This window comes from Pseudomonas sp. Sample_9, assembly GCF_004307535.1.
GTDB classification, from domain to species: domain Bacteria; phylum Pseudomonadota; class Gammaproteobacteria; order Pseudomonadales; family Pseudomonadaceae; genus Aquipseudomonas; species Aquipseudomonas mercuritolerans.
The window spans coordinates 1-10,706 of the sequence record NZ_RAZO01000070.1 but is presented as its reverse complement, the minus strand read 5'-3'; the positions used below and the strand labels follow the sequence as shown (position 1 = coordinate 10,706).

At 60.8% G+C, this 10,706-nt stretch carries 9 protein-coding genes; 3 read left to right on the top strand and 6 right to left on the bottom strand.

The features are described from left to right. On the bottom strand, positions 1–1,335 hold the full coding sequence (locus D6877_RS04185; RefSeq protein WP_024013978.1) for a dicarboxylate/amino acid:cation symporter: 1,335 nt from the start codon (positions 1,333–1,335) through the stop codon (positions 1–3). A gap of 347 nt (positions 1,336–1,682) precedes the next feature. On the opposite strand from D6877_RS04185, the gene D6877_RS04180 reads away from it, so the two are divergent. Next, entirely contained in the window at positions 1,683–2,681 is a 999-nt protein-coding gene (locus D6877_RS04180) for an AraC family transcriptional regulator (protein WP_130909946.1), read from the top strand. 95 nt (positions 2,682–2,776) lie between these two features. Here the strand turns inward: D6877_RS04180 and D6877_RS04170 are convergent, their stop codons facing one another. From D6877_RS04170 to D6877_RS04160, 3 genes are all read right to left on the bottom strand, one after another. Continuing rightward, on the bottom strand, positions 2,777–4,123 hold the full coding sequence (locus D6877_RS04170; protein ID WP_130909944.1) for an ATP-binding protein: 1,347 nt from the start codon (positions 4,121–4,123) through the stop codon (positions 2,777–2,779). Beyond that, the gene (locus tag D6877_RS04165; RefSeq protein WP_016773623.1) at positions 4,120–4,797 is read right to left on the bottom strand and encodes a response regulator transcription factor; all 678 of its coding nucleotides are present in this window, start codon (positions 4,795–4,797) and stop codon (positions 4,120–4,122) included. Before D6877_RS04165 ends, D6877_RS04170 begins: the two co-directional genes overlap by 4 nt. A gap of 144 nt (positions 4,798–4,941) precedes the next feature. Next, positions 4,942–5,547 (bottom strand): hypothetical protein, encoded by a 606-nt coding sequence (locus tag D6877_RS04160; protein WP_130909943.1) that lies wholly within the window; start codon positions 5,545–5,547, stop codon positions 4,942–4,944. Positions 5,548–5,690: 143 nt separating this feature from the next. On the opposite strand from D6877_RS04160, the gene D6877_RS04155 reads away from it, so the two are divergent. Both D6877_RS04155 and D6877_RS04150 read left to right on the top strand, forming a co-directional pair. After that, positions 5,691–6,482: a dienelactone hydrolase family protein gene (locus tag D6877_RS04155; RefSeq protein ID WP_130909942.1), complete on the top strand. Its 792-nt coding sequence runs from the start codon at positions 5,691–5,693 to the stop codon at positions 6,480–6,482. A 152-nt stretch (positions 6,483–6,634) separates the two neighbouring features. Next, complete coding sequence (locus D6877_RS04150; protein WP_130909941.1) at positions 6,635–7,360, top strand: 4'-phosphopantetheinyl transferase superfamily protein; 726 nt, start codon at positions 6,635–6,637, stop codon at positions 7,358–7,360. Between the two features lie 107 nt (positions 7,361–7,467). Here D6877_RS04150 and D6877_RS04145 read toward each other — a convergent pair whose 3' ends face one another. Together D6877_RS04145 and D6877_RS04140 are read right to left on the bottom strand one after the other, a co-directional pair. Further along, a complete protein-coding gene (locus D6877_RS04145) occupies positions 7,468–9,078 on the bottom strand; it encodes an ATP-binding protein (RefSeq protein WP_130909940.1) in 1,611 nt (536 codons plus the stop codon). Beyond that, positions 9,075–9,797 (bottom strand): response regulator, encoded by a 723-nt coding sequence (locus tag D6877_RS04140; protein ID WP_056788095.1) that lies wholly within the window; start codon positions 9,795–9,797, stop codon positions 9,075–9,077. The genes D6877_RS04145 and D6877_RS04140 overlap by 4 nt, the downstream gene beginning before the upstream one ends. Between the last annotated feature and the right edge of the window lie 909 nt (positions 9,798–10,706).

Below are 10,706 nucleotides of genomic sequence, written 5' to 3'. Positions count from 1 at the left end.
TTACTTCACATTGCTCGGGGTTGGGCCTTCAGCCACACCCAGGTCGTCTTCTTCACGCTCGTCGGAGATACCGCGACCGCCGGAAGCCAGCTCGGTCTGCAGTTGATCGGTGTCCAGTTCCTTGACCCACTTGGCGACGACGATGGTCGCTACAGCGTTACCGACCAGGTTGGTCAGTGCGCGGGCTTCGGACATGAAGCGGTCGATACCGAGGATCAGCGCGAGACCGGCAACCGGCAGGTGACCTACCGCCGACAGTGTCGCGGCCAGAACGATGAAGCCCGAACCGGTCACACCCGCCGCGCCTTTGGAGGACAGCAGCAGTACCAGCAGCAGAGTGATCTGGTGGGTGATGTCCATGTGCGTATCGGTCGCCTGGGCGATGAACACGGCGGCCATGGTCAGGTAGATCGAAGTACCGTCGAGGTTGAACGAGTAACCGGTCGGGATCACCAGACCAACAACCGATTTCTTCGCGCCCAGACGCTCCATCTTGATCAGCATGCGTGGCAATGCCGATTCCGACGAGGACGTACCCAGTACGATCAACAGCTCTTCACGGATGTAACGCACCAGTTTGAACACGCTGAAACCGTGAGCCCGGCAGATCGCACCCAGCACCAGCACGACGAACAGGACGCAGGTGATGTAGAAGCAGATCATCAACTGGCCCAGTTGCACCAGCGAGCCGACACCGTAGGCACCGATGGTGAACGCCATGGCACCGAACGCACCCAGCGGCGCCAGTTTCATGATCATGTTGATGATGTTGAACATCACGTGGGCGAAGCGATCGATCATGTCCAGCAGCGGACGACCGTACGAACCCAGGCGATGCAGGGCGTAGCCGAAGATCACCGAGAACATCAGTACTTGCAGGATGTCACCGGTGGCGAACGCGCCAACGATGGTGTTCGGGATCACATTGAGGAGGAAACCGACAATGCTCTGGTCTTTACTGGCCGTCACGTAGGTGGCGATTTTCGAGGCGTCGAGGGTGGTGACGTCGATGTGCATGCCGGCGCCCGGTTGCACAACGTTGACCACGACCAGACCGATCAGCAGGGCAATGGTGGAAACGATTTCGAAGTACAGCAGCGCGTAGCCGCCGGTCTTGCCTACCGACTTCATGTTCTGCATGCCGGCGATGCCGCTGACAACAGTACAGAAGATGATCGGGGCGATGACCATTTTGATCAGCTTGATGAAGCCGTCACCCAGTGGCTTGAGGGCCACACCGGTCTGCGGATAGAAGTGACCAAGCAGGATGCCGATGGCGATGGCAACGATCACCTGGAAATACAGGGATTTGTACAGTGGCTGACGAGTCGTCATTGCAGGTTTCCTCAAGCGTCCAGCGGCAACATCCATCTGTCGAGCGCTGAACCTTAATTGCGAACCCTCCTGCACTGGAGGGATTTGTTGTTGGAACGGCATCTCTCCGGCGGGGAGAAATGCACGCTTCTGTCGCTTGTATCGCAAACGTCGTGCCAGATTGGTGCGAATGGCAGCAAGCCTTTTGATATCAGGGCCTGCGGGATTTTCCTGTCACCAATCAGTGACTTGAGGCATGGCGGATTTCCGCCAACTGAGCGCTCAGTGTCCTGCAATTTGGCGGAAATCCGCCTTGTTGCGTTGCCTGCCCGCCGTTACGATCGGTGCCTGAACAAGGATTGCCGCTTATGCGCGAACGCACCATCGCCAGCCATTTCGCCCGTGCCGCCCTTGGCGGTGCACGCCGGCGCGGCCTGGATTATTCAGGCCTGTTGCAGCAACTTGGGATCAGCGCGGAATTGCTCGACGAGCCCCGCGCGCGCATTGCTCCTGAGCAGTTCACCCGGCTGATTCAGGGCTTGTGGCTGGCGCTGGACGACGAATACCTGGGTTTCGGTAACGCCCCGAGCAAGCCCGGCAGCTTCGCCATGATGTGCCACGCCTCGATTCACTGCCGCAACCTGGAGAAGGCTCTGCAACGTGGCTTGTTGTTCTACAGCCTGTTCCCCGACGCCCCACGCCTGACCCTGCGTCGCGAAGACGACTGGGTGCGTTTGAGCCTGGACGACGCGCAGTGGTGGGACCCGGATCATTTTCTCAGCGAGAGTTTGTTGGTGATCTGGCACCGCCTCGGCAGTTGGCTGATCGGCCAGCGCATTCGCCTCGAGCAGGCAACCTTCAGCTATCCGCGCCCCGAGCACGGCAGCGAATACGACCTGCTGTTCCCCTGCCCGCTGACCTTTGACGCCGAGCAAAGCAGCCTGCTGTTTCACAGTCGCTACCTGGCCATGCCGCTGTTGCAGGACGAACGCACGCTCAAGCATTTTCTCGAACGCTCCCCCGCCGACCTGCTCTCACGCCCGGACGACGGCGACAGCCTGAGCAGCCGCCTGCGCCGCTTGCTCAGCCGCGATGCTGCGAATTGGCCTGATCTGGAGGGTGTCGCGGCGCATCTGCATATCAGCCCGCAAACCTTGCGGCGGCATTTGCGTGAGGAAGGCACGAGTTTTCAGGAGCTCAAGGATCAGCTGCGGCGGGATATCGCCATCTACCATCTGGGGCGGGCGGACCTGTCGTTGCAGCAGATTGCCGAGCAGCTCGGATTTTCCGAGCCATCGGCGTTTCACCGGGCGTTCAAGAAATGGACGGGGCTGACACCGGGGGCTTATCGGGCGCAGGAGTTGTGAAGTCAGACGCCTTCGCGAGCAGGCTCGCTCCCACAGGAGAATGCGTTTCAAGGTGGGAGCGAGCCTGCTCGCGAAGAGGCTGGCACTGCCAACCTTTACACCGCCGGAAAATGAATCCTGAACGCCGCCCCGCCCATCGGTGAATCGCCCAAAGCCAAACGCGCGTTGTAGCTTTCGATGATGTCCTTGACCACCGCCAGCCCGATGCCCTGCCCGGGATGCTGGGCGTCCAGGCGTTCACCGCGTTCGAGAATCCGCGCACGCTGATCGAGTGGAACACCCGGGCCATCGTCCTCGACGCACAACTCGATCCCGGCCAAGGACTCGCGCACGCTGACCCGCACTTCGCCGAGGCACAGGCGATAGGCGTTTTCCAGCAGATTGCCGAGCATTTCCAACAAGGCGCCCTGCTCGATCGGCACGTAGCAATGCTCGGGCAGATCAAAGGTCACGCGCACCTGTTTGTCGCGGTAGACCTTGTCCAGCGTGTCGCACAGGCTTTTGAGCACCGGTTGCAGGCGCACCTGATGGCGCACCAGACCGCTTTTGCGCAGGCTGGCCCGTTGCAGTTGGTAGCCGATCTGCTGGCTCATGCGTTCGATCTGGCTTTGCAGGACCCAGGCTTGATCACGGTCGTCGGGGCGCTGGGCCATGTCTTCGCTGACGCCTTGCAGCACCGCCAACGGGGTTTTCAGGCTGTGGGCGAGATCGTCGAGGGAGTCGCGGTAGCGGCTGCGTTGCTGGCGTTCACTGAGCAGCAAGCGGTTGAGCGAGCCGGTCAGGCGCAGCAGTTCACGCGGGTGTTTTTCCGTCAGGCTTTCGCGGGTGCCGCTTTCGATCTCGTCGAGTTCCTGGCTCAATCGGCGCAAGGCCTTGAGGCCCCAGGTCAGGCCGATCCATAACAACGCCAGCAAAACCAGCAATGCCGCGCCGAAGCCCAGATAGAGGTTTTCGCGCAGGCCTTCGAGGGTGGTTTCGTATTCACGCACCGGTTGCAGAGCGACGATGCTGAACGCTGCGCTCTTGCCGCCGAGCAATTTGACTTCGACGTCGTAGACGAAGAACTCCTGACCGCTGGCTTCACGAATCCGCGCGAACTCGTTACCGAGGCCGTCGTAACGCGGTTTGTAGTTGATCTGTTCTTCCTGGGTGGCCTTCGAGCGCCACACCAGTTTGCCGTCGCGGTCGTAGATATAGCCGAGCAAACGGAAGTCGGTGAGGTTGAAGCGTTCGTCCGGCAATTGCGACGGCATCACCAGCCGACCGTTTTCCACCCGGGCGGCGGAGATCAATGTGGTGACGTCGGAGGCCAGGCGTTGCTCGATCGAGTCCTGCAAGGCAAGGCTGAAGGCGCCCTGCATCGCCGGCAACAAAGCGAGCATGAACAACACCGCCAACGTGGTGGCGGCGAGCATCAAGCGAACGCGAAGGGAACGGATCAAGTGCAGCGCTCATTGAACAGGTAGCCGAGGCCGCGCACGGTGTCGATCGGTTTGAACCCGGCCGGGCCTTCGAGCTTGCGGCGCAGACGGCCGACCAGCACTTCGATGACATTCGGATCGCGCTCGTCGTCATCCGGATACAGCTGCTCCATCAAGCGATCCTTGGGCACCACTTGCTGGTGATGGCGCATGAGGTATTCGAGGATGCGGTATTCGTAAGCGGTCAGCGCCAGCGGTTGTTCATCGAGGCTGGCCTGTTTGCGATTGAGGTCGAGCAGCAACGGCCCGGCAACGATGGTCGACTGGGTGAAGCCGCTGGAGCGGCGCAGCAATGCGTTCAGGCGTGCGTCGAGTTCTTCGAACTGGAACGGCTTGACCACGTAATCGTCGGCACCGGCGGCGAGGCCTTCGACCTTGTCCTGCCAGTTGCCGCGCGCGGTGAGTATGAGGATCGGGAAGGTCTTGCCGCCCGAGCGCAACTGGCGGATCAGGTCGAGGCCGCCCATGCCCGGCAGGCCGAGATCGATCACCGCCAGATCGAAGTTGTACTGGCCGGTCTGGTACAGCGCCTCCTCGGCATTGGCCACGGACTCGACCACGTGACCGCTCTCCGTCAGGCGGGTTTGCAGGTGATGACGCAACAGCGCCTCGTCTTCGACGACCAACAGTTTCATGCCTTTCTCCCCATCACTTGAACACTCCAGACACAACCTGTGGGAGCGAGCCTGCTCGCGAAAGCGGTGGATCAGCCAAGCAAGTGTCGGCTGATACACCTTTCGCGATCAGGCTCGCTCCCACATTCAATCGACGGCAACCGCTTAGAAATAGTAGTTGGCCGACAGGTAGGTCTGCGCGCTGCTGGTCAAGCCCAGCGAGCCCTGTTTGCTGCCGCCGCTCTCTTTCATTTCAGTGCTGGCGTTGCTGCGCAGGTAACGGTAACCGAGTTCCACCGAGGTGTTCTGCGAAACTTGCTGCAACACACCGACCTGGCCACCGATGGCGTAACCGATGTCGCTGTCACGGCTGAAGCCTGGCGAATCCTGCGTCAGCTTGGTCAGACCGGCCGTGGCGCCACCGAACAACTTGGTGCTGCCGCCCACCGGGTAGAACAGGTCATAGCTGCCGAGCAGATTTTCCTGGCGCAGTTTAACGCCATTGTGCGAGCCGGAAACGTTGTCGTAAGTGGCGTAGTAGCGGCCCTGGCTGTTTTGCTGACCGAGGCGCAAGCCGTAGGTGTTGTTGCCGTCGATGGCCCCGGTGACGTTGGGGTTGCCGAGATTGTTGTTGAGCGCATGGGACTTGTCGATCTTGTCGCTGGTCTGGCCGAACGTCAGGCCGGCGAAGTTGCTGGTGTCGTCGGCGTTGGCCGCGATGCTGGAGCCTAACAGGGTAAAAGCCAGCAGCAATTTGTTTAAACGAGTCATGGGTATTTCCTCTTTCACAGTGCTGTTTGGGTATGACGCAAGATTACTGAGCCACCCCTGTACGGCCCCTGAACCGTCTCTGAACCTGACCTGAACCAGATCGACTAGGCTGTTCTGACCACTTTCATCAAGGAGACCCGACCATGCGCCTGTTCCTCGCCCTCACTTTGCTGGCAGTCAGCAGCTTCACCCAGGCTGCGATCAAGACTGCAGAAATCCCCTACCAAAGCGCCGACGGCAGCCAACTGATCGGCTACTACGCCTATGACGACGCGATCAAAGGCCCACGCCCCGGCGTTGTCGTGGTTCACGAATGGTGGGGGCTGAACGATTACGCCAAGCGCCGCGCGCGGGATCTCGCCGAACTCGGCTACAGCGCGCTGGCTATCGATATGTACGGCGACGGCAAAAACACCGAGCACCCGAAAGACGCCATGGCCTTCATGCAGGCAGCGACCAAGGATGCCGATGCCGCCAGTAAACGCTTCGCCGCCGGACTCGATCTGTTGAAGAAGCAAAAGCAGACCGACCCGAACAGGATTGCCGCCATCGGTTACTGCTTCGGTGGCGCCGTGGTGCTGAATGCAGCGCGTCAAGGTGTGCCGCTGGCCGGTGTGGTGAGTTTCCATGGCGCGCTGGCGACCAAGACTCCGGCGACTCCGGGCAGTGTGAAGGCGAAAATCCTCGTCGAGCACGGTGCGCTGGACAGCATGGTCACTCAGGACCACGTCACCGCGTTCAAGTCGGAGATGGACAAGGCCGGGGCGGACTACCAGTTCGTCAGTCTGGATGGCGCCAAGCATGGTTTCAGCAATCCGGATGCCGATCGCCTGAGCCATGGCGAGCATGGCGGGCCGGACATTGGTTACAACAAGGCGGCGGATGAAAAATCCTGGGCGGATATGCAGGGGTTCTTCAAGAAGATTTTCGGCTGAGTCAGTAGCGACCGAGGCGCGGCCTTCGCGAGCAGGCTCGCTCCCACATTGGATCCCTGTCGCACAGAAGATCCCCTGTGGGAGCGAGCCTGCTCGCGAAGGCTTCACCGCCGATCTCGACCTCGCCCCGACTAACCGGCAAAATGCCCGCCATGCATACCACCCCCGCCCTGCCCGCCTGCTGCACTGCGCTCGACAGCCATTGGCCGTTGCCGACGGTCCTGGCCGATACCGTGCTGCTCAGTACCCACTTCGACCCGGCACGCCTGCTCGGCGATGACTTTCAGCGCAGCGCTGTGCTGGCGCCACCGAGCATCCAGCGTTCGGTGGCCAAGCGTCAGGCCGAGTTTCTTGCAGGACGCATTTGCGCCCGTGCCGCGCTGCACCAACTCGAAGGCCTGAATATCGTCCCGCCGATCGGCGAAGATCGCGCCCCGGTGTGGCCGGCGCACATCTGCGGTTCGATCACCCACAGCACTGGCCGTGCGGCGGCGATTGTCGCCAACAAGCAACACTGGCGCGGCTTGGGCATGGATCTGGAAAACCTGTTGAGCCACGAGCGCGCCGAAAGGCTGGCCGGGGAAATCCTCACGCCAGCGGAAATGCAGCGCATGGCGGCGGGTTCTCAGGAGCAACTGGCGCTGCGGGTGACCCTGACGTTTTCGGTCAAAGAGAGTTTGTTCAAGGCGCTGTACCCGATCGTGCAGCAGCGCTTTTATTTCGAGCATGCCGAAGTGCTGGAATGGACTGCGGCGGGTCAGGTCAGGCTGCGGTTGTTGACTGATTTGTCCAGCGAATGGCGCAACGGATCGGAGCTGGAGGCGCAGTTTGCAGTGCAGGATGGGCAGTTGTTGAGTCTGGTCAGCATTCCTGCCTGAAGTTTTGCATTGCCTGTTATGGCGCCTTCGCGAGCAGGCTCGCTCCCACAGGGGATTGCATTTCAAATGTGGGAGCGAGCCTGCTCGCGAAGGCAGTATCCCGAATCTCAGCGGCGCTCCTGATTCCTCGGCCAGCTCAGACTGAAGCACGCCCCACCCAGACTCTTGCTCTTGCCAATGATCGCGCGGCCGTCGTGCCAGTGAATGATCCGCCGCACAATCGACAAGCCCAGACCATGCCCGCCCGAGGCCCGCGTGCGGCTATCGTCGAGGCGCAGAAACGGCGTGAAGATCCGCTCCCACGCCACTTCCGGCACCCCCGGCCCGTCATCCTCGACGTCGATCCGGCAACGCAACTGGCCGACCTGATAACTCACCGTCACTTGTGAATGCGCATGGCGCATCGCGTTGCCCACCAGATTCTGCAGCGCCCGATGCAGATAACGCGGCTCGGCCTCGACCCAGGCGCCGTCGTTGTCGGCCGATGACAGACACAAACCGCGCTGTACCGTGACCTCGGCGCGCAGCGGCGCCAATTCTTCGATCACCTGATTGACCAGCGCATCCAGGTCGATGCGCTGGAAGGTCAGCGCCGGTGAGCCTTGCTCCAGTCGTGCGTAGGTGAGCATTTCGTCGACCAGCTTATCGAGGTCTTCGATGTCGTGATCCATGCCTTCGCGGTATTTCTCCAGCGCTTGCGGAGTGGTAGCCGTGCCGATCATTTCCAGCCCGAAACGCAGCCGCGCCACCGGCGTGCGCAGTTCATGAGACACCGCGCGCACCAGTTCACGCTGGATCGCCAGCAGTTGCTGCAAGTGCTCGGCCATGCCATTGAACGCCAACGCCAGCCGCCCGACCGAGTCGGCACCGCGCGCTGGCACACGGGTTTCCAGGCTGCCCTTGGCGATCCGCGTGGCCGCCGCTTCGAGGCCGCGCAAACGTCGCTCGAGCTGACGCACCAACAGATAAACGATAAGGCCGATCAGGGTCAGGCCCAGCGCGGCAATCAGTACCAGCCATTCCGGCGGGTACGGATTCATCTGATACAGCGGGCCGATTTCCAGCACCCACGGCGTGCCGACCATACCGGCGAAGACGCGGATCGAATCGCCGCCCTTGCCCAGCGCCATCACCGTGTCGCCCTCGGCCACGCGACGACTCTGGTCTTCGTCCATGTCGGCTTCATTTACCGTGACCAGCTGCAGATCGAAGCCGAAGCCCTTTTCCTGTTTTATCTGCGCCAGACGTTTGGGCTGTTCGCCGACCGGCACCCGCACCAGTTCATCGGCCAGCAGGTAGATGGTCGCCCGGGCCAGTTGCTCGCTGATTTGCTGTACCTCGCCCACCAGCATCATTTGCTCTTTTTCGCTGATCAGCCGATAGACCTTGGCCGCATGTGGCCCGGTCTGCTCGACCAGCGCCTGACCGCGCAGCACACGGGTGCGCTGGGCCAGATCGAGGTCGGTTTCAGAGAATTTCTTCAGTGTCAGCGGTATACCGAGCAGCCGCTCCCACACCAGCAGCGCGCGATGGCGTTCGGTCTGGTTCATCGGTTGCAGGTTGTCGGCCATCAGCGAAAAAGTGCCGTGGGCCAGGCGCTCGCGGTATTGCTCGCTGCGCACCTGATTGAGCAGGTTCAGCGCCAGCACGCCGAGCACCGCCACCAGAATCAGCGCGGCGCACATGCCGCCGTAGATGCGCAGGAAGATCGAATTCACAGCGCCAGGTCTGCGCAGGCTTCCGGAACGAACAGATAGCCTTTGCTGCGGATGGTCTTGATCAGGCGCGGATGGTCGGGGTCGTCACCGATTTTCGGGCGGATGCGCGAGATGCGCACGTCGATCGAGCGGTCCTGGCCGTCGTAGCCGATGCCGCGCAATGCAGTGAAGATTTCTTCCCGGGAAAGAATCCGCCCGGCATTGGACACCAGCAGCCACAGCAGGTCGAACTCGGCGCTGGTCAGCTCGATGCCGTTGTCGCTCAGCCAGGCTTCGCGTAACGCGTTGTCGACCACCAGCGGACCGAATTGCAACCGCCGGGATTTTTCCGCGACCGGCTCTGGTGTGTCACTGCGACGCAGCAATGCCTGGATGCGCGCCAGCAACAAGCGCGGGCGCACCGGTTTGCACACATAGTCGTCGGCACCGAGGTCGAGGCCGTGGATCTGATCGGCATCGTCGGTGCGCGCGGTGAGCATCAGGATCGGCCCGTCATACTGGCTGCGCACTTTGCGGCAGATGCTCAGGCCATCCTCGCCGGGCAGCATCAGGTCGAGGATCACCAGGTCGGGTTGCTCCTTGATGATCCGCGCCGCCGCCAGCGCACCGTTGCCTTCGATCTCCACGCGCAGGCCATTGGCTTGCAGGTAATCGCGGGTGAGCTCGGCCAGTCGCTGGTCATCCTCGACGATCAATACCTGCCAGGTTTGTTGCTCCACCGGTGACCTCTGCTTGCTGTTTTTATTAAAAGAAGAAAGACAATCGCCTGACACGGACAAAACCTGTGGGAGCGAGCCTGCTCGCGAAAGCGTCTGTTGCTCCAACCTGAATGCTCAGTGGTCAACCGATTCGCGAGCAGGCTCGCTCCCACAATCCTGCGTATACCTCCCGATCATCTGTCATGTTTCAGGAGGATAAAAATGCCCATGCACCCAGCGATTGTATAAACGCCGCTCACCCGGAAAACAAGTCGGTAAATGCGTTCGGACAAGGCCGAATTCTGTGATAGGGTTCGCGCCCTTAAAAAACCGCTGAAGCGTTTTTCCAGGCAAAAAAACAGTGACAAACGGTCTGGCTCAGCAGGTTCGCGGCCTACACGCGTTTTCCCTGTTTCTTACACAAATTACGCACAGGCTTATCCACAGGTAGTACGTTGCAATCCCCCCCTGAAACGCATTATCTTGTAGCACGGCGAAAACAGAGACCCTACATATAGGGTTTTCACCTAAAACGCCCAACCACATTTCAGACCTGAAACTCAAGTGCTTTATGGCCAGTTTCCGGTAGAACAAGCGAGTTTTTACAAGCCCAAACCGCACTGGCGGATGGCACCGTTTTATTTGGTCCGAAACGGACGAAACGGTATGGGTGTTGCAGTCATGACTGCCACCCGCGAAGGAATCCGGTAGCGAGCTTGTGCTTGCGACCAAAACTTCGGCAAGGACGCGGCGTTGCAGCCTTTTTCCTACTGTTCCGAAGTTTGTAATGCCGACGCCCGTCGGTTGCAGTGCTTCGGTACAGAACGGTGAGCACCATGACGGTGCCAAACAAACATAGAGAATGTGGAGACCCCCCCCCATGCAAACCGACACAACTCGCGAGAACCCGCAGGGCACCTTGCCGCAGGC

Bases quoted from the DNA above. Each gene is read 5' to 3' on its own strand.
- D6877_RS04185 (WP_024013978.1), bottom strand. From the start codon at position 1,335: ATGACGACTCGTCAGCCACTGTACAAATCCCTGTATTTCCAGGTGATC.
- D6877_RS04180 (WP_130909946.1), top strand. From the start codon at position 1,683: ATGCGCGAACGCACCATCGCCAGCCATTTCGCCCGTGCCGCCCTTGGC.
- D6877_RS04165 (WP_016773623.1), bottom strand. From the start codon at position 4,797: ATGAAACTGTTGGTCGTCGAAGACGAGGCGCTGTTGCGTCATCACCTG.
- D6877_RS04160 (WP_130909943.1), bottom strand. From the start codon at position 5,547: ATGACTCGTTTAAACAAATTGCTGCTGGCTTTTACCCTGTTAGGCTCC.
- D6877_RS04155 (WP_130909942.1), top strand. From the start codon at position 5,691: ATGCGCCTGTTCCTCGCCCTCACTTTGCTGGCAGTCAGCAGCTTCACC.
- D6877_RS04150 (WP_130909941.1), top strand. From the start codon at position 6,635: ATGCATACCACCCCCGCCCTGCCCGCCTGCTGCACTGCGCTCGACAGC.